This window comes from Streptomyces synnematoformans (assembly GCF_039531005.1).
Lineage (GTDB): Bacteria > Actinomycetota > Actinomycetes > Streptomycetales > Streptomycetaceae > Streptomyces > Streptomyces synnematoformans.
Genome location: NZ_BAAAPF010000090.1, coordinates 1 through 22,245 on the forward strand (window position 1 = coordinate 1; position 22,245 = coordinate 22,245).

Annotated in this window: 20 protein-coding genes and 1 pseudogene; 4 read left to right on the forward strand and 17 right to left on the reverse strand. The window is 73.1% G+C overall.

The genetic code is table 11. The features are described 5' to 3' along the window. Window positions 1-283: pseudogene (locus ABD317_RS15720) on the reverse strand (hypothetical protein); the annotation flags it as partial. Window positions 284-394: 111 nt separating this feature from the next. On the opposite strand from ABD317_RS15720, the gene ABD317_RS15725 reads away from it, so the two are divergent. Then, window positions 395-1,156, forward strand: a complete 762-nt coding sequence (locus tag ABD317_RS15725; protein WP_344290598.1) for a sugar isomerase domain-containing protein — start codon at window positions 395-397, stop codon at window positions 1,154-1,156. Here the strand turns inward: ABD317_RS15725 and ABD317_RS15730 are convergent. The 16 genes from ABD317_RS15730 to ABD317_RS15805 form a co-directional block, all read right to left on the reverse strand. Next, entirely contained in the window at window positions 1,126-2,193 is a 1,068-nt protein-coding gene (locus tag ABD317_RS15730) for a PP2C family protein-serine/threonine phosphatase (protein WP_344290599.1), read from the reverse strand. The genes ABD317_RS15725 and ABD317_RS15730 overlap by 31 nt on opposite strands. A 60-nt stretch (window positions 2,194-2,253) precedes the next feature. Beyond that, complete coding sequence (pgi, locus tag ABD317_RS15735; RefSeq protein ID WP_344290600.1) at window positions 2,254-3,915, reverse strand: glucose-6-phosphate isomerase; 1,662 nt, start codon at window positions 3,913-3,915, stop codon at window positions 2,254-2,256. 10 nt (window positions 3,916-3,925) lie between these two features. Beyond that, window positions 3,926-5,167, reverse strand: coding sequence for an MFS transporter (locus tag ABD317_RS15740; RefSeq protein ID WP_344290601.1), 1,242 nt, complete (start codon window positions 5,165-5,167; stop codon window positions 3,926-3,928). A gap of 373 nt (window positions 5,168-5,540) precedes the next feature. Then, window positions 5,541-5,876 carry an RNA polymerase-binding protein RbpA gene (locus ABD317_RS15745; RefSeq protein WP_078627571.1) on the reverse strand — a complete coding sequence of 112 codons (336 nt, stop codon included), beginning with the start codon at window positions 5,874-5,876 and terminating at the stop codon, window positions 5,541-5,543. A gap of 92 nt (window positions 5,877-5,968) precedes the next feature. Further along, window positions 5,969-6,199 (reverse strand): preprotein translocase subunit SecG, encoded by a 231-nt coding sequence (secG, locus tag ABD317_RS15750; protein ID WP_027753564.1) that lies wholly within the window; start codon window positions 6,197-6,199, stop codon window positions 5,969-5,971. A 150-nt stretch (window positions 6,200-6,349) separates the two neighbouring features. Continuing rightward, entirely contained in the window at window positions 6,350-7,135 is a 786-nt protein-coding gene (gene tpiA / locus ABD317_RS15755; RefSeq protein WP_027753565.1) for a triose-phosphate isomerase, read from the reverse strand. Between the two features lie 9 nt (window positions 7,136-7,144). After that, window positions 7,145-8,365, reverse strand: a complete 1,221-nt coding sequence (locus ABD317_RS15760; protein ID WP_344290602.1) for a phosphoglycerate kinase — start codon at window positions 8,363-8,365, stop codon at window positions 7,145-7,147. 86 nt (window positions 8,366-8,451) lie between these two features. Continuing rightward, the gene (gene gap / locus ABD317_RS15765; protein WP_344290603.1) at window positions 8,452-9,456 is read right to left on the reverse strand and encodes a type I glyceraldehyde-3-phosphate dehydrogenase; all 1,005 of its coding nucleotides are present in this window, start codon (window positions 9,454-9,456) and stop codon (window positions 8,452-8,454) included. A 201-nt stretch (window positions 9,457-9,657) separates the two neighbouring features. Further along, window positions 9,658-12,666 carry a M14 family metallopeptidase gene (locus ABD317_RS15770; RefSeq protein WP_344290604.1) on the reverse strand — a complete coding sequence of 1,003 codons (3,009 nt, stop codon included), beginning with the start codon at window positions 12,664-12,666 and terminating at the stop codon, window positions 9,658-9,660. Between the two features lie 163 nt (window positions 12,667-12,829). After that, window positions 12,830-13,807, reverse strand: coding sequence for a DNA-binding protein WhiA (gene whiA / locus ABD317_RS15775; protein ID WP_344290605.1), 978 nt, complete (start codon window positions 13,805-13,807; stop codon window positions 12,830-12,832). Next, complete coding sequence (locus ABD317_RS15780; protein ID WP_027753569.1) at window positions 13,798-14,832, reverse strand: uridine diphosphate-N-acetylglucosamine-binding protein YvcK; 1,035 nt, start codon at window positions 14,830-14,832, stop codon at window positions 13,798-13,800. The genes whiA and ABD317_RS15780 overlap by 10 nt, the downstream gene beginning before the upstream one ends. Then, window positions 14,829-15,785, reverse strand: coding sequence for an RNase adapter RapZ (rapZ, locus tag ABD317_RS15785; RefSeq protein ID WP_344290606.1), 957 nt, complete (start codon window positions 15,783-15,785; stop codon window positions 14,829-14,831). Before rapZ ends, ABD317_RS15780 begins: the two co-directional genes overlap by 4 nt. A gap of 18 nt (window positions 15,786-15,803) precedes the next feature. Further along, window positions 15,804-17,891, reverse strand: coding sequence for an excinuclease ABC subunit UvrC (gene uvrC, locus ABD317_RS15790; protein WP_344290608.1), 2,088 nt, complete (start codon window positions 17,889-17,891; stop codon window positions 15,804-15,806). An 88-nt stretch (window positions 17,892-17,979) separates the two neighbouring features. Then, window positions 17,980-18,693, reverse strand: a complete 714-nt coding sequence (locus ABD317_RS15795) for a hypothetical protein (RefSeq protein WP_344290609.1) — start codon at window positions 18,691-18,693, stop codon at window positions 17,980-17,982. After that, entirely contained in the window at window positions 18,690-19,151 is a 462-nt protein-coding gene (locus tag ABD317_RS15800) for a hypothetical protein (RefSeq protein WP_344290610.1), read from the reverse strand. Before ABD317_RS15800 ends, ABD317_RS15795 begins: the two co-directional genes overlap by 4 nt. Then, on the reverse strand, window positions 19,148-19,744 hold the full coding sequence (locus ABD317_RS15805) for a hypothetical protein (protein ID WP_344290611.1): 597 nt from the start codon (window positions 19,742-19,744) through the stop codon (window positions 19,148-19,150). The genes ABD317_RS15800 and ABD317_RS15805 overlap by 4 nt, the downstream gene beginning before the upstream one ends. A gap of 507 nt (window positions 19,745-20,251) precedes the next feature. Here ABD317_RS15805 and ABD317_RS15810 point away from each other — a divergent pair. From ABD317_RS15810 to ABD317_RS15820, 3 genes are all read left to right on the forward strand, one after another. Further along, window positions 20,252-20,899, forward strand: coding sequence for a hypothetical protein (locus tag ABD317_RS15810; RefSeq protein WP_344290612.1), 648 nt, complete (start codon window positions 20,252-20,254; stop codon window positions 20,897-20,899). A gap of 4 nt (window positions 20,900-20,903) precedes the next feature. Next, window positions 20,904-21,200, forward strand: a complete 297-nt coding sequence (locus ABD317_RS15815; RefSeq protein WP_344290613.1) for a hypothetical protein — start codon at window positions 20,904-20,906, stop codon at window positions 21,198-21,200. Window positions 21,201-21,317: 117 nt separating this feature from the next. Further along, the coding region (locus ABD317_RS15820) for a carbohydrate kinase family protein (protein ID WP_344290614.1) at window positions 21,318-22,245 on the forward strand (928 nt) is incomplete at its 3' end.

Here is a 22,245-nt window from a genome sequence, read left to right on the forward strand (position 1 = left end):
CGTCCGGGTTGCGCGGGTCCCCGCCGGCGACCCCGGCGACCACCGCTACATCCCGCGCACCCGGGTCCCCCGTACCTCCCGCCTCCGGCGACGCCCCGGCCGCCGCCTCCGCCAGCGGCGCCACGCACGCCGTCAGCCGCTCCGTCAGCACCTCCGCCGGCACCGACCGCGGGTTCCCCGCCCCCGCCGACGCCGTGCACAGCACGCCGCCCCCGGCCGCCGGGGCGAGCGCCGCGCGGACGCTCGTGCCGCCCATGTCGATGCCGATGACCAGCTTCTCCATTGCCCACTCCCGGTGGTCGGCGCCGCGTCGCACCCTTGACGAGCCGTGCGCGACTGCCTGAGATTGACCCCGCGTACGGCATGTTGTCCAGACCACTCTCCGGGAGCACCGATGACCCACAAGCCGATCAGCGCGGCCGCCTTCACCGCCGCGGCCCTGGCCTCGCTGCGGCGGGTGGCGGAGGGGCAGCGCGCCGAGGTCGACGCCGCCGCCCGGGTGTTCGCGGACGCGCTGGACGGCGACGGGGTGATCCAGGCGTTCGGCACCGGGCACTCCGAGTCGCTGGCGACCGAGATCGCGGGCCGCGCCGGCGGCTTCGTACCGACGAACAAGATCGCCCTGCGCGACCTCGTGATCTACGGCGGCGAGCCTCCGGCGCTGCTCGCCGACGCCCGGCTGGAGCGCGATCCCGGCACCGCGCGCCGGCTGTACGAGCTGGCCGCGCCGCACCCCCGGGACGTGTTCGTCATCGCCTCGAACTCCGGCATCAACGGCTGCGTCGTGGAGATGGCCGCCGTCGTCAAGGAGCACGGCCACCCGCTGGTCGCGATCACCTCGCTGGCGCACGGCGCCCGCGCCGAATCCCGGCACCCCTCGGGCGGGCGGCTGGCCGACCACGCCGACGTCGTGCTGGACAACGGCGCCCCCTTCGGCGACTCCGTGCTCGCGCTGCCGGGCGGCGGCACGGCCTGCGCGGTGTCGTCGATCACCGGCGCGCTGCTCGTGCAGCAGGTCGTCGCCGAGGCGGTCCGGCTGCTGCTGGAGCGCGGCGCGACACCGCCGGTGTACCTGTCGGCGAACATCCCCGACGGCGACGAGCACAACGCCGCGCTGGAGGCCCGCTACGCGGGCCGGATCCGCCGCGGCGCGTAGCGCAGCAGCACCAGCGCCGAGTCGTCGTGCAGCTCGGGCGTCCAGTCCGCGAGGTCGCGGCGCAGCGCCGCCAGCACCTCCGCGGGCGGACCGTGCCGCGGCCCGCGGGCGTAGTGCTGCGGCAGCGGGAAGAACTCGCCCGCCGCGTTGCGCGCCTCCAGCACGCCGTCGGTGGCCAGCAGCAGCTCGTCGCCCTCGGCGAGCACCACGGTGCTCTCCTTCACGTCCGCGAGGCGCTTCGCCAGGCCGAGGCCCAGCGGCGGGCCGCTGTACACGTCGGTCTCGCGTACGCGCCCGGCGGCGGTGCGCAGCAGCGGCGGCGGGTGGCCGTGGCTGAGGGCGCGGCACACGCCCTGCGGCGAGATCGTCAGCAGCAGCACGGTGGCGAAGCTCTCGGGGCCGCCGTCCCGCGCCAGGCTGCGGTCCATGCGGGCGGCGATCCGGTCCAGCTCCGGCTCCTCGTACGCGGCCTCGCGGAAGACGCCGATGACCATGGCGGTGGTGGGGATGACGGAAAGGCCGTGGCCGCGTACGTCGCCGATGACGACGCGCACGCCCCAGCGGGTGCTGAGCACCTTGTAGAAGTCGCCGCCGATCATCGCCTCGTCCGCGGCGGAGCGGTACGAGTGCGCCACCTGGACCGGCCCGACGCGCCCCGGCGGCGGCGGCAGCAGGGCCCGCTGGGCGACGTTGGCGATCCGGGTGACGTTCACCAGCCGCCGCTCCCGCGCGAGGCGCTCGCGGTGCACGGCGAGGCCGATGCCGACCGCGATGACGATGGCGGCGACGCGGGTCCAGAACTCCACGTCCAGGTGGAAGTTCCACCAGCTCAGCAGGGCGGTGACCGGCAGCGCGACCGCCCCGGAGACGAGGATCGCGGTCCGGGAGCCGTTGACCGCGACGAACACCGGCGCGACCGCGAGCAGCGTGGCCATCGAGTGTCCGCGCCCGGTCGCCAGGTCGACGGCGGTGGCGGCGGCGAAGTACAGGCCCACGATCCAGTAGGACCAGGAGGAGGTTCCGCGCAGCACCCGCATCCCTCCAGGCTGCCGCGCGGCCCCCCGCCCCGCGAGCCGAACGCCGCCGGACGCCGCAGGTCAGCGCCCTCGCAGCGCCCGGTAGGCGTCGACGAGCGCGACGGTCGAGCCGTCCAGCCCGGGCACCTCCGCGCCGCCGGCGCCGTCCACGAGGGCCGGCTCCAGCCGCTTGGCCAGCACCTTGCCCAGCTCGACGCCCCACTGGTCGAAGGAGTCGATGTCCCACACCGCGCCCTGTACGAACACCTTGTGCTCGTACAGCGCGACGAGTTGCCCCAGCACCGAGGGCGTGAGGCCGTCGGCCAGGATCGTCGTCGTCGGGCGGTTGCCGGGGAACGTGCGGTGCGGCACCTGTGCCGCGGGCACGCCCTCGGCCGCCACCTCCGCCGCCGTCTTGCCGAAGGCGAGCGCCTGGCCCTGGGCGAAGAGGTTGGCCATCAGCAGGTCGTGCTGCCCGGCCAGGTCGCCCAGCTCGGCGACGGGCCGGGCGAAGCCGATGAGGTCGGCGGGGATCATCTTCGTGCCCTGGTGCAGCAGTTGGTAGTAGGCGTGCTGGCCGTTGGTGCCGGGCGTGCCCCAGACCACCGGCCCGGTCTGCCAGCCGACCCGCTCGCCGCCGCGGTCGGTGGCCTTGCCGTTGGACTCCATGTCGAGCTGCTGCAGATAGGCCGTGAACTTCGACAGGTAGTGGCTGTACGGGAGGACGGCGTGGGACTGCGCGTCGAAGAAGTTCCCGTACCAGACGCCGAGGAGCCCCAGCAGCAGCGGCGCGTTCTCCTCCGGCGGCGCGCCGCGGAAGTGCTCGTCGACGAGGCGGAAGCCGGCCAGCATCTCCCGGAAGGCGCCCGGGCCGATGGCGACCATCAGGGACAGGCCGATGGCGGAGTCGTACGAGTAGCGCCCGCCGACCCAGTCCCAGAACTCGAACATGTTGTCCGTGTCGATGCCGAACTCGGCGACCTTCGCGGCGTTGGTCGACAGGGCGACGAAGTGCTTGGCGACCGCCTCGTCGCCGGCGCCGAGGCCCGCCAGCAGCCAGCGCTTGGCGGCGGCGGCGTTGGTGAGGGTCTCGACGGTGGTGAAGGTCTTGGAGGCGATGACGAACAGCGTGGTCTCGGGGTCGAGGTCGCGCACGGCCTCGTGCAGGTCGGCGCCGTCGACGTTGGAGACGAAGCGGACGGTCAGATCCCGCCGCGTGTACGCGCGCAGCGCCTCGTACGCCATGGCCGGGCCGAGGTCGGAGCCGCCGATGCCGACGTTGACGACGGCGCGGACCGGCTTGCCGGTGTGGCCGCGCCAGTCGCCGGAGCGGACCCGGTCGGCGAAGGTGGACATGCGGGTCAGCACGTGCTGCACGCCGGGGACGACGTCCGTGCCGTCCACCTCGATCGACTCGGCGCTGGGCGCGCGCAGCGCGGTGTGCAGCACGGCGCGGTCCTCGGTGATGTTGATCTTCTCGCCCCGGAACATGGCGTCGCGCAGGCCGGCGACGCCGGTGGCGGCGGCCAGGTCGCGCAGCAGCCGCAGCGTCTCGTCGGTGACGAGGTGCTTGGAGTAGTCCAGGTAGAGATCGCCGACGCGGAGCGTGTACCGGCGGCCGCGCTCGGGGTCGGCGTCGAACAGCTCGCGCAGGTGTGTGGCGCCGAACTCCTCGCGGTGCCTGGCGAGCGCGTGCCACTCGGGGGTCTGGTCGAGCCTGGTGCGTGACGTGGTGTCGGCCATGGCACCCAACCTAATTGATCCCGGAGCGCGCCGCCGGTCCGAGTGCGGCCGTCCCGAGGGCGACGAGGACGGCGGCGGCGAGCGCGGAGGTGTTGCGCCCCAGCGAGCCGGCGAGGACGCCGCCGAGCACGGCGCCGAGCGGCACGACGGAGACCGACAGGGTACGGAACGCGGCGCTGACCCGGCCGATGGCGCCGGCGGGGCTGCGCCGCTGCAGCACGGTCACCTCGGTGGCGTTCCAGAGCATCCCGGCGAAGCCGAGGACGGCGAGCGCGGCGCCGGCCGCGGGCAGGCTGCGTACGGTGCCGAAGGCCGTCAGGCAGCCGGCCTGGGCGAGTCCCGCGCAGACCAGGGTGCGCGGGGTGCCGAGGGCGGCGGCGACGCGGCCGGCGGTCACGCCGCCGGCGACGCTCCCGGCGCCGTACGCGGTGAGCGCGAGGGCGTAGCCGGTGGTGCCGGCGCCGAGCCAGCCGGTGAGGTGCAGCACGAGGGTGGCGACGAGGGCCCCGACGCCGGCGTTGGCGACGACGGTGGCCGCGCAGACGCCCCGCAGCACCGGGTCGCGCCACAGGGTGCCGAGGCCCTCGGCGACGTCGTGGCGCAGCAGGGGGTGCCCCCGCGCCCGCAGGCCGTAGGGGGAGGCCCGGGGCCGCGGCGCGGCCGGGCGGGGGCGCGCCGGCAGGCCGGCGACGAGGACGGCGGCCAGCAGGTACGTGGCGGCGTCCACGGCGTACGGCACGGCCGCCCCGGCGCCGACGAGCACGGGCACCAGCGGGGTGCCGGCGAAGCGGTGCACGGCCTCCTGGCCGGCCAGCAACCGCCCGTTCGCGGTGCCCAGCGCCGCGGGCGGCACGACGGCGGGCAGCAGGGCGGTGGCGGCGTTGTCGAAGACGGTCTGCAGCGTGGTGAGCGCGAAGGCGAGCACGAGGAGCAGGGCGATGCCCGCGCGGTCCAGCCACACCGCGAGCGCGAACGCGGCCATGAGCAGGCCGCGCAGGACGTCCACGGTCCACATGGCGCGCCGCTGGTCGACCCGGTCGGCGAGGACGCCGCCGAGCAGCCCGAAGAGCAGCCAGGGCAGGAAGCCGCAGGCGGTGACGAGCGAGACAAGCAGCGCCGAGTCGGTCAGCTCGACGGCGAGCAGCGGCAGTGCGGCGCCCCGCAGGGCGTCGCCGAAGCGGGAGACGACGGCGGCCGTCCACAGCCGCCCGAACCCTCCCCCTAGGCCCTGCGGGCGTGGGGCTACCCCCACGCCAGGGCGGTGCGGCGGCGTGCCGCGGGGATGTGGTCTCGGATGCATGCCGGGACCGTAGGTGCGCCGCGGCGGGGGGCGCCTCGGGCGGTTGCCCTATCCGCCGCCTCAGATGGGGATGCCGGCCCGTCGGCGGGCGGCTCAGCGCACGCGGTGCCGCGTGGCCCGGTGCCGCCCGCAGGCCCGGCCTGAGAAGCCATCCGCAAACCCCCGTCGTCCGCCCGGAGGGCGGGCGCCGCGGCGTATGGTGCCGTGCATCGCAAGGCGGAGGGTCGACCTCATACCGGGCGTATTCGGTCGATCCCGACAACGCAGCGAGGTGCGGTGCCAGACGTCGCGGCGCAGGCGGGGGTTTGCGGATGGCTTCTGAGGGTCAGATCTCGCCGCGGAGCTTGGCGAGCGCCTCGGCGAGGATGGCTTCGCCGTCGGCGTCGCTGCGCCGCTCGCGCACGTACGCGAGGTGTGTCTTGTACGGCTCCGTCCGCGGCGGGTCCGGCGGGTTGTCCCGGTCCTGGCCCGCCGGGAAACCACAGCGCGGGCAGTCCCAGCTGTCCGGGATCTGTGCGTCGGAGGCGAAGCTGGGCCGGGTCTCGTGCCCGTTGGAGCACCAGAAGGAGACCCGCAGGCGCGGCGCTGACTCGCCCCGCTCCGCCTCGCCCATCGGCCCGGCGCCGACCCGGCTTCCCCGGATCGCGTTGCCACTTGCCACGGTCGTAACTCCCTGCGTGAAATGCGGCGAGGCATCGTCGGCGACCCCGCCGCGGGCGCCCTAGTCTACGTACCGTCAGCCGTTGTGGTGGCTCAGCTGTCGAACTTCATCAGCAGGCCCAGCACGATGATGATGGCGAACCAGACCAGCCCGACGACCACGGTGATCCGGTCGAGGTTTCGCTCGGCGACGGAGGAGCCGCCGACGGAGGACTGCATGCCGCCGCCGAACATGTCGGACAGGCCGCCGCCCTTGCCCTTGTGCATGAGGACGAGCATCATCAGCAGCCCGCTGAAGATGATCAGGGCGATGGAGAACGCCACGGTCACGGCTTTTCCAACTCTCTCGGTGACGGTCGGGTACGGAAGGGGGCCGGCGCGATCGTGCTGCGCGACCCCCGCCAGCCTACGACGAACAGGCGGCCCGGGCCTACTCCCCGGCGTGCGGCGAAGAGGCCCGGGGCCGCGGGCGCCTCACTGGTCGCGGTAACGGACGATCTTGACGAACTCGTCGGCGTCGAGCGAGGCGCCGCCGATCAGCGCGCCGTCCACGTCGGGCTGCGCCATGATCGCGGCGACGTTGCCGCTCTTGACGGAGCCGCCGTACTGGATGCGCACCGCGGCCGCCACCTCGTCGCCGTACAGCTCGGCCAGCCGCGTACGGATCGCGCCGCAGACCTCCTGCGCGTCCTCCGGGGTGGCGACCTCGCCGGTGCCGATGGCCCACACCGGCTCGTACGCGACGACGATGCTCCCGGCGTCCGCCGCGGCGACGTCCTGCAGCGCCCCGTCGAGCTGGGCGAGGGTGTACGCGACCTGCTCGCCGGCCTTGCGCACCTCCAGGCCCTCGCCGATGCACAGGATCGGCGTGATGCCGTGCCGGTACGCCGCCTTGACCTTGGCGTTGACGAGCGCATCGTCCTCGCCGTGGTACTGCCGCCGCTCGGAGTGGCCGACGACGGCGTACGTGCAGTGGAGCTTGGCCAGCATCGGCCCGGAGACGTCGCCCGTGTACGCGCCGGACTCGTGCGGCGAGATGTCCTGGGCACCGTACTTGATCTTCAGTTTGTCGCCGTCCACGAGGGTCTGCACCGAACGCAGGTCGGTGTACGGCGGCAGGACGGCGACCTCGACGGCCTCGTAGTCCTTGTCGTGGAGCGCGAACGCGAGCTTCTGGACGTGCGCGATGCCCTCAAGGTGGTTGAGGTTCATCTTCCAGTTGCCCGCCATGAACGGGATGCGGGTCGGCTTGTCGGTCATCGTTTCGGGTCAGTCCTCCAGTGCGGCAAGGCCGGGGAGCGTCTTGCCCTCAAGATATTCGAGGCTGGCGCCGCCACCGGTCGAGATGTGGCCGAACGCCTTTTCGTCGAAGCCCAGGATCCGGACCGCGGCGGCGCTGTCACCGCCGCCGACGACGGTGAACGCGGAGCTGTCCACCAGGGCCTGCGCGACCGCGCGGGTGCCCGCGGCGTAGTCGGGGTGCTCGAACACGCCCATCGGCCCGTTCCAGAAGACCGTGGCGGCGTCGGCGATCTTCGAGGCGAAGAGCCGGCCCGACTCCGGGCCGATGTCCAGCCCCATCATCTCGGCGGGGATGGCGTCGGCCGGCACGGTCACCGGCTCGGTCGGGGCCTGCGCCGCCACGTCCGGGAACTCCCGGGCCGCGACCACGTCGACGGGGAGCACGAACTCCACGCCGAGCTTCTCGGCCCGCGCCAGGTACTCCCGGACCACGGGCACCTGCTCCTCCTGCAGCAGGCTGGAGCCGACCTCGTAGCCCCTGGCCCGGAGGAAGGTGTACGCCATGCCGCCGCCGATGAGGATGCGGTCGGCCTTCTCCAGCAGGTGGTCGATGACCCCGAGCTTGTCGGAGACCTTGGCGCCGCCGAGCACGACCGCGTACGGCCGCGCGACGTCCTCGGTGAGCCGGCGCAGGACGTTCACCTCGGCGGCGATGAGGTAGCCGACGCAGTGCGGCAGCCGGGCCGGCAGGTCGTACACCGAGGCGTGCTTGCGGTGCACGGCGCCGAAGCCGTCGCCGACGTACAGGTCGGCCAGCCGCGCCAGCTCGTCCGCGAACACGCCGCGCTCGGCGTCGTCCTTCGCGGTCTCGCCGGGGTTGAACCGCAGGTTTTCGAGCAGCGTGACCTCGCCGTCGCCGAGCCCGGCGACGGTGGCCTTCGCGCTCTCGCCCACGGTGTCCGTGGCGAACTCCGTCTTCTTCGCGGAGTCCCCGAGCAGTTCGCCCAGCCGGCGCGCCACCGACGCGAGCGAGAACGCCGGGTCGGGGGCGCCCTTGGGGCGGCCGAGGTGGGAGGCGACGACCACCCGCGCGCCGGCCTCGGCCAGCTTGGCGATCGTCGGGGCGACGGCGCGGATACGGCCGTCGTCGGTGATGGTGGTGCCGTCCAGCGGCACGTTGAGGTCGGCGCGGACGAAGACCCGCTTGCCGGCGACCCCTTCGCTGAGCAGTTCGTCGATCGTCTTCATGACTCTTCCGTCGTCTCCGGGTCGGGCAGCCGCCGGGGCCCGTGCGGTGCGCACGGACCCCGGCGGCACGGCACGGTCGGCCCGTCCTAGAGGCGCTCGCCGACGAACGTGGTGATGTCGACCAGGCGGTTGGAGTAGCCCCACTCGTTGTCGTACCAGCCGACGATCTTGACCTGCTTGCCCTGCGCCATCGTCAGCAGGGAGTCGAAGGTGCAGGACGGCGCGGTGTTGACGATGTCCGAGGAGACGATCGGGTCCTCGGTGAACTCCAGGATGCCCTGGAGCTGGCCCTCGGCGGCCTTCTGGTAGGCGGCGTTGACCTCGTCCCTGGTGACCTCGCGGCTCACCTCGACGACCAGGTCGGTGACGGAGCCGGTGGGCACCGGCACGCGCATGGCGATCCCGTCCAGCTTGCCCTTGAGGTGCGGCAGGACCAGCGCGGTGGCCTTCGCGGCGCCGGTGGTGGTCGGGATGATGTTCTCGGCGGCGGCGCGGGCGCGGCGCAGGTCCTTGTGCGGGAAGTCCAGGATGCGCTGGTCGTTGGTGTAGGCGTGGACGGTGGTCATCATGCCCTGCACGATGCCGAAGCTCTCGTCCAGCACCTTCGCCATCGGCGCGACGCAGTTCGTCGTGCACGAGGCGTTGGAGATGATGTGGTGGGCGGACGGGTCGTAGGAGTCCTCGTTGACCCCCATCACGATGGTGATGTCCTCGCCCTTGGCGGGCGCCGAGATGATGACCTTCTTGGCCCCGGCGGCGAGGTGCTTCCCGGCGTCCTCGGCCTTGGTGAAGATGCCGGTGGACTCGATGACCACGTCCACGCCCAGGTCGCCCCAGGGCAGGTTCGCCGGGTCGCGCTCGGCGAGCATCTTGATCGGACGCCCGTCGACGGTGATGGCGTCGGCGGTGTGGCCCACCTCGGCCTTGAGCTTGCCGAGCAGCGTGTCGTACTTCAGCAGGTGTGCGATGGTCGCGGCGTCACCCAGGTCGTTGAACGCCACGACCTCGATGTCCGCACCCTGCTCCAGGATGGCGCGGAAGTAGTTGCGGCCGATGCGGCCGAAGCCGTTGATGCCTACGCGGATCGTCACGAACCGATCTCCTCGTTGGTACGCCGGTCCTTCATCGACCGGTGCTCTGACTGGGAATCCCCGACCACTGCCGACCCTACCGCTTCCACCCCCGGGTGGCGGCCCGGACCCCGCCGGTCACGCGGACGGCGGCCCGTACCCCTCGGTAGGGTTACGGGCCGCCGCCGCGGTCCGGCGTCGTCGCCGGTCAGCGGGCCTGTGTCAGCGCCTCAGATGGGACAGGGCACGGCTCAGAAGAGCGGCGCGATCCGCCCGGTCGGCCAGGTGCTCGACGCCGAAGCCGACGAGCACGGTGTCGCGGGTGGTGACGGCCCCGTAGCTCTCCAGTAGCTTGCCGGAACGGGCCCAGTCGCCGTCGGCCGCGGGGCTGCCCGGCGGCGGGCCGGGCGTCGACCAGGCGCCGAGTCCGCTCTCGAAGCCCTCGGCGTCGCCCCCGGCGCCGCCGACGACCACGGCGGTGTCGTCGGCGAAGACGCCGCTGCCGCCGGTGCCCGGGTCGGTGACGTACGACAGCGACAGCTCGACCTGCCCGCCTGCGTAGGCGGAGAGGTCGTACGAGACCTCCTGCCAGCCGCCGGAGGAGCCCGTCAGGCCGTGCCAGGCGCCGCTGGTGCCGGCCGCTGTGCAGCCGTCGGCGCCCTGGGTGAGGTACTGCCGCAGGAACGGGTGGGTCCGGATGAAGAAGCCCTCGCCGCACTCCGTGGGCACCGCGTCCGTGGTGGCCCCGCCGGCCTCGGGCAGCGTGGTCCAGTCGTCGCCGCCCGGGGTACGGGCCTCCATGAGCACGAAGTCGTAGCCCCGCTCGGCGTCCCAGTTGAGCGCGGTACGCAGTGCGGGCGCCTCCGCGGCGGTGACGCCGGTGAGGTCGACGGTGCGGGTGAGCCGCTGCCAGTTCTCGTCCTCGTGCTCGGCGACGGCCATCCACTCGCCCTCGTACGGGGCGTACGGGTTGAGGCCGCCCGCGTACGACCCCGCCTGCGCGGAGCGGAACTGCGGGAACTCCGCCGGCGGCAGCGCGCCGGAGGTGACGGTGTACGCCCCGGCGCCGTCGAGCGGGTTGCCCGCGGCGTCGCCGAGACTCCCGCCCGCGCCGCGCAGGGCGCCGGCGCCGGCGAAGCCGTCGGGGCCGACGGTGGCGGAGCGGGAGTAGGCACCCAGGTAGTACTGGCTGAAGTCGTCGGTCCGGGCCCGGCCGACGAGCGCGTCGCCGCCGGCCTGCTCGCCGGCCTCGACCAGCTTGCCGCCCTCGTTGAGGTAGGCGCGCAGGGCGAGCTGGGTGTCGCCGCCGGGGGCGCCGGCGCCGGTGTAGTGGACGACGCTGCGGAAGTGGCCGAGCACGCCCAGCGCGTGCGGCGGCCCCTGCGTGGCGACGTCCCAGACGGCCGCGGAGCGGCCGGAGGCGCGCAGGGCGTCGACGTAGGTGCGGGCGTGCCGGGCCTCGGCGCCCTCCTCGGCGACCACGAGGGTGCCGGCGCGGGGGCGTTCGGCGACGGTGAAGGTGAAGTGCTCGCTCGCGGTGCGCTTGCCGGCGCGGGTGCGGCCGGTGAACCAGACCTCCACCTCGTCGCCGGGCCGGACGTTCTCGACCTCGGCGCGATACTCGTCGAAGCGGATGTTGTCCTCGCCGCCGTAGGTCTCGCCGCCCCGCCAGCGCTCCACGTCCTCGTCGCGGGTGCGGCCGCCGTTGACGCGGTAGTTCAGCTCCTTGTCCCGTACGGACTTGCGGGCGACGACGGAGACCTCCTGATCGGCTGCGCCGGCCCTTCCGCCGCGGTGCCCGCGGCCGCGGGCGTAGGAGACGTCGAAGTCGTCCACGGTGAAGTCGGGGGCCTCGATGCCGACGGGGGACGACGGCCGGTCGGGGTGGGCGGCGGTCTCGGCGACGGAGAGGGCGAAGGGGACGTTCTTGGCGAACTCGTCCTGGATCAGCTTCTCGTCGTCGGGGAAGTTGAAGCCGGACTGGCAGTCCGCGGGGTCCCAGGCGTCGTCCGGGTCGAGTTCGGACGCCGTCTTGCACGTGGTCATCTCCGGGGTGAACATCATCATCCCGTTGACGTTGGCGGCGTGGCCGTCGGACTCGCCGTTGGTGGTGTACAGCTCGGAGGAGACCTGGGGGCGGTAGCCGGGCACGGCGGGGTTCTCCGGGGTGCCGGCGAGCGCGCGGTACAGCACGTCGTCCGGGGTGTCGGTGGCGACCTGCCAGCCGACGCCGTAGAGGATCAGCTCGGCGGCGGAGTGGTAGTTGATCCCGAACTCGAAGCCGATGCGCTTCTGGAAGGCGTCGAGGGCCCGGGTCTCGGGCTCGGACATGGGCCCGGGTCCGCGGTAGGTCTGGCTGGCGGGATTCGGCGAGGAGCCCTCGTTGTCGTAGCCCCACCGGTAGGCGAAGTTGCGGTTCAGGTCGACGCCGTCGCCGGTGGTGTACCGGCCGTCGCCGTTCATGTCGCGCATGTTCTTGCGCCAGAGGCGCTGGCCGTCGGGGTCGTGGGTCCAGTCGTAGCCGTCGGGGTTGGCGGACAGGACGAACCACAGCTCGGTGGAGTCGACGATCCGGGTGAGCCTGCGGTCCTTGCCGTAGCCGTCGAGGTAGTGGTGCAGCAGCCGGCGGGTCATCTCCGGGGTGATCCACTCGCGGGCGTGCTGGTTGGACAGGTAGAGGACGGCGGGCTTGGCGCCGTCCCGGACCCGCTTGGCGCCCCGGGTGAGCTTCAGCGCGAGGATGTCCCGGCCCTGGACGGTCGTGCCGATGGACACCAGCTTGGTGAGCTGCGGATGCTGCCGGGCGATCCCGACCAGTTCCTCCCGGAGCCCGCCGGGACCGCTGTACGGCCGGTAGACGCCGTCGGACGCGGCCTCGACGCGCGCCTGCGCGCGGGCGGGGACGGTGCGCTCGGCGAGGTCGACGCCCTGCTCCGCCAGGTCCGCCGCCTGGGCGTCGGTCAGGAACAGCTCGACCTCGGCGGTGCCGCGGGCCGGGGCCCGCTCGCCGAGTTCGTGGGCGTCCTGCCCGGCCGCCAGGAGCAGCGGGATCTGGTCGCGGGTGACGTCCGCGGTGAAGACCTTGATCTCGTCGCCGGCGTCGGCGGCGGTGGCGGTGGCGGTGGCGGCCGGGCCCGGACCGCCGTCGGCGGCACCGGCCGTGGGCGCGGCGGCGAGGCCGCCGAGCAGCAAGGCGGCTGATGCGAGGATCGCGCTCGCTCTTCGTCTCATGTGCCCCTCTTCGGTTGTCTGTCTCGTGGACGAACAGCAGCAAGGCTGCGGTGGACCCATGTCCACGTCAAGATGCCGGAAGGTGTGAAGAAACCCGCGCGGAGCGCCGCGGGCGGGGGCCGCCGGGACGGCCGGCGGGGGGAAACGGGGAGCGGACGGGGCGTCAGCCCACCATCTCCTCCGTGAGGTTGGCCTCGGTGCCGGGGAGGCCCAGGTCGCCGGCCCGCTTGTCGGCCATGGCGAGCAGCCGGCGGATACGCCCCGCGACCGCGTCCTTCGTCAGCGGCGGGTCGGCGAGGGCGCCCAGCTCCTCCAGCGACGCCTGCTTGTGCTCCATGCGCAGCCGGCCGGCCGCCGCCAGGTGCTCCGGCACCTCGTCGCCGAGGATCTCCAGCGCCCGCTGCACGCGCGCGCCCGCCGCGACCGCCGCGCGCGCCGAGCGGCGCAGGTTGGCGTCGTCGAAGTTGGCGAGCCGGTTGGCCGTGGCGCGCACCTCGCGGCGCATCCGGCGCTCCTCCCAGGCCAGCACCGACTCGTGCGCGCCGAGCCGGGTGAGCAGCGCGCCGATGGCGTCCCCGTCCCGTACGACCACGCGGTCCACGCCGCGCACCTCGCGGGCCTTGGCCGGGATGCTGAGCCGGCGGGCGGCGCCGACCAGGGCGAGGGCCGCCTCCGGGCCGGGGCAGGTGACCTCCAGCGAGGAGGAGCGGCCGGGCTCGGTCAGCGAGCCGTGGGCGAGGAAGGCGCCGCGCCAGGCGGCCTCGGCGTCGCAGGTGGCGCCGGAGACGACCTGCGGGGGCAGCCCGCGGATGGGCCGGCCGCGGCCGTCGACCAGGCCCGTCTGCCGGGCCAGCTGCTCACCGCCGGCGACCACCCGGACCACGTACCGGCTGCCGCGGCGCAGCCCGCCCGGGGCCATGACGATCATCTCGGAGCCGTGCCCGAAGATCTCCAGGATGTCCTTCTTCAGCCGGCGCGCGGCGACCCCGGTGTCCAGCTCGGCCTCGATCACGATCCGGCCGCTGACCAGGTGCAGCCCGCCGGCGAACCGCAGCGTGGCGGAGACCTCCGCCTTACGGCAGCACGTCCGGGTCACGGGGAGCCGGGAGATCTCGTCCTTCACCGCTGCCGTCATCGCCATGGCCCGATCCTTCCATGCATCCGAAAAATACGGTCGTACGCGGCGGCCAGCAGCTCCGGATCGTGCCGGGGAGTCCCGTCGGTCCGCGCCACCGGCGCCAGCTCGACCGAGCCCGCAAGCTCTTTCGCAGCCTCGCGCAACCCGTCGCGCTCAGCCGCACCGGGCACTGCATCCTTGTCGGCCAGCACCACGTCGAGGGCGAGTTTAGGGGCGTGTCGTCGCAAAACCTCCAAATGACGCTGCGGGGAAAATCCGTCCGTTTCCCCCGGCTGCGGGGCGAGGTTCAGGGAGAGGACCTTGCGGGCCTTGGTCTCCACCAGGGTCTCGTGCAGCTCGGGCACCAGCAGGTGCGGGATGACGGAGGAGAACCAGGAGCCCGGGCCCAGCACCACCCAGTCCGCCTCGCGGACGGCCTCGACGGCGGCCGGGACGGCCGGCGGGTCGGCGGGCACCAGGTGGACCCGCTGCACCTCGCCCGGGGTGAGGGCCACGGTGGCCTGGCCGGCCACGGTGACGACCTGGTCGGGGCGCTCCGGCGCGTGGCCGCGGACGTCGGCGCGCAGCTCCAGCGGCACCGCGGACATCGGCAGCACCCGGCCGTGCGCGCCGAGGAGGGTGCCGACCAGGTCGAGGGCCTGGACGTGGTCGCCGAGCTGCTCCCACAGGGCGACGATCAGCAGGTTGCCGACGGCGTGGTCGTGCAGCTCGCCCTTGCTGGTGAAGCGGTGCTGGATGACCCGGGACCAGGTCTGGCCCCAGTCGTCGTCGCCGCACAGCGCCGCCAGCGCCTTGCGCAGGTCGCCCGGGGGCAGCACGCCCAGCTCGTCGCGGAGCCGGCCGGACGAGCCGCCGTCGTCGGCGACCGTGACGACGGCGGTGAGATCGCCGGTGATCCGGCGCAGCGCGGCGAGGGAGGCGGACAGGCCCATTCCCCCGCCGAGCGCGACCACCTTCGGCTGCGAACCCGGCCGACGGGCGACCCGGCGGCGCAGCCGGAGGTTCCGGCCACCGGCGATCCGGCTCACTCGCGCCCCATGTCCCGGTGGACGACGACGGTCTCGATGCCGTCCGAGGCGAGCCGGCGGGCCAGCCGCTCGGACATCGCGACGGAGCGGTGCTTGCCGCCGGTGCAGCCGACGGCGACGGTCACGTACCGCTTGCCCTCGCGCCGGTAGCCCTCGGTGACCAGGTGCATCAGCTCGGCGTAGCCGTTGAGGAACTCCTTGGCGCCGGGCTGGTTGAAGACGTACTGCGCGACGTCCTCGTTGAGGCCCGTGAACTGGCGCAGCTCGGGGACCCAGTGCGGGTTCGGCAGGAAGCGGCAGTCCACCACCAGGTCGGCGTCCACGGGCAGGCCGTACTTGTAGCCGAAGGACATCACCGTGGCACGCAGCTCCGGCTCCTCGCCGCCGGCGAACTGGGCGTCCATCTTCGCGCGCAGCTCGTGCACGTTCAGGCTGGAGGTGTCGATCACCAGGTCGGCGTCGCCGCGCAGCTCGCGCAGCAGGTCGCGCTCGGCGGCGATACCGTCGAGGATCGTGCCGTCGCCCTGCAGCGGGTGCGGGCGGCGCACGGACTCGAAGCGGGCCACCAGCGAGTTGTCCGACGCCTCCAGGAAGACGATGCGCCGGGGGACCTGCTTCTCCTTCAGGTCGGCCAGGGACTCCTTCAGGTTGTCGAAGAAGCGCCGGCCGCGGACGTCCACGACGACCGCGATCCGCGCCACGTTCCCCTGCGAGCGGGCGCCCAGCTCCACCATGGTGGGGATCAGGGCGGGCGGCAGGTTGTCCACGACGAACCAGCCGAGGTCCTCCAGGCACTTCGCGGCCGTGCTCCGGCCGGCGCCCGACATCCCGGAGATGATCACCAGCTCGGGGATGCCCGTCTGCCCGGAGTCCGCCGTCCCGCCCGGCCCGGAGGCCGGGTCACCGGCGGTCCCGGCGGTCTGGTCCGTCTCGTCTGTCCCGTTCTCGTTCATCGCTCTGTCCCCCGGTCCTCATTCGTCCATGATCTCTCCGGTGGCGGTGTTCACCGCCGGTGCGGCCGGTGCCGCCTGCGCGAGGGTCGCGGCGATGGTTTCGGCCGTCTTGCGGCCGATGCCGGGAACCTCACAGATCTGATCAATAGTCGCAGCTCTGAGCCGTTTCACCGAACCGAAGTGCTTCAGCAGGGCCCGGCGGCGGCTCTCCCCCAGGCCGGGCACCGCGTCCAGCGGCCCGGCCTTCATGCTCCTGGCCCGCTTCTTGCGCTGGTAGGCGATGGCGAAGCGGTGGGCCTCGTCCCGTACCCGCTGGAGCAGGTACAGGCCCTCGCTGCTGCGCGGCAGGATGACGGGGTCGTCGCTGTCCGGCAGCCACACCTCTTCGAGGCGCTTGGCCAGGCCGACGACGGCCACGTCGTCCACGCCCAGCCCGTCGAGGGCCTTCTTGGCGGCGGCGACCTGCGGCTGACCGCCGTCGACGACCACGAGCTGGGGCGGGTACGCGAACTTCTTCGGCCGCCCGGTGTCCGGATCCCGGCCGGCGGACCCGCCCGCGGGCGCGGCGTCCGCGACCGCGGGCCCCGGCACTCCCGCGCCGGCCGCGGAAGCGCTGTTCCCGCCGCCCCCGCCGCCCCCGCCGCTCCCGGCCCGGCCGCGCTCGACGGCGGCCTCGGCCTCCGGGTCGCCCCACTCCCCCGTCTTCTGCTTCTCCTGCACGTAGCGCCGGAACCTGCGGGTGACCACCTCGTGCATCGCGCGCACGTCGTCCTGGCCGGTGAACCCCTTGATCTCGAAGCGGCGGTACTCGCTCTTGCGGGCGAGGCCGTCCTCGAAGACGACCATGGAGCCGACGACGTCGTCCCCCTGCAGGTGGGAGATGTCGTAGCACTCGATGCGCAGCGGCGCGGAGTCCAGCTCCAGCGCCTCGGCGATCTCCTCCAGCGCCCGGGAGCGGGTGGTCAGGTCGGAGGCGCGCTTGGTCTTGTGCAGGGAGAGGGCCTGCTGGGCGTTCCGCGCGACCGTGGCGAGCAGGTCCTTCTTGTCGCCGCGCCGCGGCACCCGCAGGTCCACCCGGGCGCCGCGGCGCTCGGCCAGCCACTCCCGTACCGGCGCGGCCGGCTCCGGCAGCGCCGGGACCAGCACCTCGCGCGGGATGCCCTCGCCCTGCTCGTCGCCGTACAGCTGCTGCAGCGCGTGCTCGACGAGGCCGGCGGTGTCGACGGCCTCCACCCGGTCGGTGATCCAGCCGCGCTGGCCGCGGACCCGGCCGCCGCGGACGTGGAAGATCTGCACCGCCGCCTCCAGCTCGTCCTCGGCCAGGGCGACCAGGTCGGCGTCGGTGGCGTCGGCGAGTACGACGGCGTTCTTCTCCATGGCGCGCTTCAGCGCCCCTATGTCGTCGCGCAGCCGGGCCGCCTTCTCGTACTCCATCTCCTCGGCGGCCTCCTGCATCTGCCGCTCCAGCCGCCGGAGGTACGCGCCCGTGCGGCCGGCCATGAAGTCGCAGAACTCCTCGGCCAGCTCCCGGTGCTCCGCGGCCGTGACGCGGCCGACGCAGGGCGCGGAGCACTTGCCGATGTACCCCAGGAGGCAGGGCCGGCCGATCTGCGCGCTGCGCTTGAACACCCCCGCGGAGCACGTCCGCACGGGGAAGGCGCGCAGCATCAGGTCGACGGTCTCGCGGATGGCCCACGCGTGCGCGTACGGGCCGAAGTAGCGCACGCCCTTGCGCTTGGGGCCGCGCATGACCTGCACCCGCGGATACTCCTCGTTGAGGGTCACGGCGAGGGAGGGGTAGCTCTTGTCGTCCCGGTACTTGACGTTGAACCGCGGGTCGTACTGCTTGATCCAGGTGTACTCCAGCTGGAGCGCCTCGACCTCCGTGGCCACCACGGTCCACTCCACCGAGGCCGCGGTCGTGACCATCGTGCGCGTGCGCTGGTGCAGCCCGGCGAGGTCCTGGAAGTACGACGAGAGGCGCTGGCGCAGGCTCTTCGCCTTGCCGACGTAGATGACCCGGCCGTGCTCGTCGCGGAACCTGTAGACCCCCGGGGAGTCGGGGATCTGCCCGGGCTTGGGACGGTAGCTGGACGGATCGGCCATGGTCCCCACCCTACTGTCGCCCACCGACGCCGGGCGGTCCGTCCACACCCGTGTACCGAGCCCGCGACAGTCCGGTGACATCCGGCGCTCAGCGCAGCTCGGCCGTCTCCGATTCCGCCTCCTGCACGTCGAAGGAGAAGGTGCGCCCGATGTGCGCCAGCCGCTCGGAGTACGAGTCGAGGAGGTAGACCGACGGCGTGGTGAGGGTGACGTACACGCAGTAGTCGCTCGGCGCGGGGACGATCAGCTGCAGGGAGGCAAGGGGGAACACGTTTCCCTCCGGCCGGTCCGTGTCCTTCAGCGTGAGCGAGCGCAGCGAGGTGGACATCACGCCGGGTCCGCAGGGCAGCTTGACCGCCAGCACCATGTCCTGCCTGCCCTGCACGCCCTTGCCCGCCTCGAAATCCAGGTCCTGAAGCCCTTCCTCGCCGGTGAAGAACTTCGTCTCCTTGGCCCGGTAGAGGGCTTCTGCGATGAACAGCGGGTCCCGGTGCCGGGTAACCTGCCCGGAAACGGTGAGCAGCCCCGCCGAGAGGCGGTCGTCACCGTCCACTTCCTCGGTGCCCAGGCACATGGCCAGGGCGAAGCCGATGTCCTCGTGGGAGAAGACCCAGGGCAGGTACTTCCGCATCTGCTCACCGGCGAACTCCTGGTACTCCTCGTCACCGCCGGGCAGCAGTCTGGCCATCGCCTCCACCCAGCCGTCCGCGGTGACGGTGCCGGGAAGCTGGACGAACTCGTCCGGGATCCGGTATTCGAAGGCGTACGGGATGTCCGCCGGGTCGGCGGCGCCCCCGCTCATGCCGCTGGTCCCATCTGGGACCGGGTCAGACCACCGGTGAAGCTGCCGCCGGCGGAGCTGAGCGCCGCGGAGGCGTCGAACCCGCGCGGCGCGGGGCTGCTCGCGTCGGGCTCCTGCTGGAGCCCGCGGAAGTCGGAGATCGGGCCGAGGACGGGAACGTCGGACATGTTCAAGTCGCCGTCCAGCCACCGCTGGGGGTTGAGGTTGGATCCGCCGGCGAGCCCCAGGCCGGAGAAGAGACCTCCCTTGTCGAGAAAGTTGCCCCTGGAGATGAGCCGCTGCCCCTCCCCGATCACCCGCGTGCCCTCGCTCACCACGTTCGAGCCGCGCAGGCCCTGGGATATGCCACGCAGCGAGTTGCTCAGCCCTTCGCTGAGGCTGCTGGGCGCCCAGTATCCGCCCCTGAGCTTCGCCAGCAACCCTCCGGTCGCCCGCAGCGAGCGGCCCGCGTCGATCATCCTTTCACCCTGGGCGACGATACCCTCGCCGGCAGCCACCACCCGGCCCCCTGGGACGCCAGCCTGGCACCACGGAGTCCGATGCCGCCGGCCACCAGCCCTGCGGCGTCCCAGGCCAGCGTTCCCAGGCTGACATCCGGATGGCCGCCAATCATGGCCCCGCCGTGTCCTAGCAATGCGCCCGCTGCGGCGATGGTGCCGATCAGGCCGAGCGCGAAGGGGACGCCGACCCCGCTGACGAAGAGTCCGACGATCAGAATGCCGACGCAGATCACGCCGACGACCATGGCGATGTCCGCGCAGATGTCGCCGATGAACTTCAGCAGGTCCCGGTGCTCCTCCAGGAAGTCCTGAATCCCGCCGAAGATGTCCCCGATGCCGTCGAGCGTGCGGTCGAGCCAGCCGGGTTCCGGCGGGGCGTTGTCGGCGGCCCGCGTGAGCTGCCGCGCGGTGTCGTCCCCCGCGCTGACGAACTCCGCGTTCAGAGACCGAGCCCGTCGGCGGATGTCCTCCAACTCGTCGTTGGCGGAGGTCAGGGCGGCTTGCTTGGTCCTCTTCTCCTTCTCGTGGTCGTCCTTCTCCTTGTCGGACATCCCTTCGGTGTCACGGGGTAACCCGTCCACCCCGCCCTGCGCCGCGCTGACGCGCTGCGCAGCGGCCGCGGCCTCCCGCTCCAGCCTGACCGCCCAGTCCTGATGCTGCGTCAGACTGTGTTCCCAGGACTCCAGCGCCCGCTGAGCCGCAGCGAGCGAGCCGAGTGCGTTGCGCAGGTACGGGGGGGATCTCGGACACGGAGTCGCTGAAAGCCGTCGCCGCCTTGCCGGCCCAGATGCCGTCACCCGCACCGATCTTGTTCAGCTCGGTCTGGGCCGTCTCACCTTCCCGGACAACCCTGCGTACCGTGGCGACGAGACCTCGCAGCGCCTCCACGTCTCCCGGTGCCGGGTTGAACCCCCCAGCGTCGGAAAGTCCGAATCCCGCGGCATGAGCCGTCCCTGCTTTCCACGAACGCTCGCGTGGTAGGAAGCTATCGGAGGCAGGTCCGGTTCCGCTCCCCCTCCGTGCGGGCCAGAGCGGCGGTCGACATCGTGGAGCCCCGGGTGGCAGTGCAGCGGGAACTCAATTCCCTCCTGCTCAGTGCGAGGCGGGGGCATGAGACGCATCGCCTGCGGAGCCCGTGGGTCAGACCACGGCGGCTGGCAGCCTTCGTCTACGTCGCCGAGCAGTACGGCTACCGCTACGACGGTATCTCCTCCCACCCCGCAGCCTCCGCGCCGACCCTCGTCCTCCGGCGTCTGCCGGACGCCGCCGAGCGCCTGGACCGCACCGCGCAGCGCCATCCGGACGCGGATCGCGGCGGGCGGCTCCCGGGCATGCGCCCCGGCCGCCGGCGGCTGGTCCCCCGTCCGGAGGTCAAGCCCGACGTCGACCTGCTGTTCGCGCGGTTCCAGATCGATGCGACCGAGGAGTCTTACCGCAGCAGGAACAGGCGCCACGTCATGGTCACCATGGTCCTTTTGATCGTCCTCGTCGCCGCAGTCGGCGGCTTCTACACCGACTCCGTGAGCAGTTACCTGAAGGCGGTCCTCCTCATCGACGGCATCCTTGCCGCGTTCCTGGTGACCGTCATGTCGTTGAGCAGGATCACCATGCGGCGCACGCGGGAGAGGGCAAGCAGGCTGCTGTCGCAGGCAGGCGTCGTCTGGCCGCCGGACCTGCCCGGCGACCGGCGTCGGCCGCTACGCTGAAAGCATGTCGTTTCTGAGATTCGCCTTCGACGAAGTCAAGGAAATGGTCACAACCCTGGAGTCCAGCGGCGGCCGGATGAAGGGCGCCTCGAAGGAGATGCTGCGCGCCGACACCGCCCACTTCGGGCACGGGGGACTCCAGTCGGCCGGCGACGAGTTCGCGGACTCCTGGAACTACGGCTTCGGCCAGTTGTCGAAGATGACCAAGGACATCTCGAAGTTCGCGGACAAGTGCGCCAACGAGTTCGACGGGCTGGACAAGAAGCTCCGCGACGAACTGGTCAAGGGCACCAGGGGGTAGCCCTCCCCGACGGGCTGCCACGGCCGCGTCGGCAGGCGGCGGCGCGGGCACGATACGGGCGCCGGCCGCGGCGACACGGGCGTCGCGGGTGGGCGGGGTGCGGTCATACTTGAGCGCATGATCGTGGTTGGTGGAGAGGCTCTGATCGATCTCGTACCGGCCGGGGGCGGGGGTGTGCTGCCCGCGCTGCAGCCGGTGCGCGGCGGGGGGCCCTACAACACGGCGGTGGCGCTGGGGCGGCTCGGGGCGCCGGTGGCGTTCGCCTCGCGGGTCTCGACGGACGCCTTCGGGGCGGCGCTGATGGCCGGGCTCGACGCGGCGGGCGTGGACACCGCCCTCGTCCAGCGCGGCCCGGAGCCCACGACGCTGGCCGTCGCCGACGTCAGCCCGGACGGCTCCGCGGGCTTCGGCTTCTACGTCGAGGGCACCGCCGACCGGCTCTTCCGGGCGCCGGACGCGCTGCCCGCGGGGGTGCGGGCGCTGGCGGTGGGGACCTGCTCGCTGGTGCTGGAGCCGGGCGCGACCGCGTACGAGACGCTGCTGAAACGGGCCGCGGCGGACGGGGTGTTCACCCTCCTCGACCCGAACATCAGGCCCCGGCTGATCGCGGACGCCGACGCCTACCGGGCCCGCTTCCGCTCCTGGCTGCCGCACGTGGCGCTGCTGAAGCTCTCGGCGGAGGACGCCGAGTGGCTCGCCGGCGGGCGGCCGTGGGCCGAGGCGCTGCCGGAGTGGCTGGCCGCGGGGCCGCGGGCGGCGGTGCTGACCCGCGGCGGCGAGGGGCTGACGGCGCTGACCGCGGCGGGGCCTGAACGGTACGACGTGGCCGCGCCGCCGGTCGGCGTCGTCGACACGATCGGCGCCGGCGACACCGTCAACGCCGCTCTCCTGCACTGGCTCGGCGCGCACGGCGCCCTGGCCCCCGGCGCCCTGGCCGGCCTGGACGGCGCCGGCTGGCGCGCCGCGCTCGGCCACGCCGCCCGGGCGGCGGCGATCACCTGCTCGCGGGCGGGCGCCGAGCCGCCGTACGCGGCGGAGTTGGCGG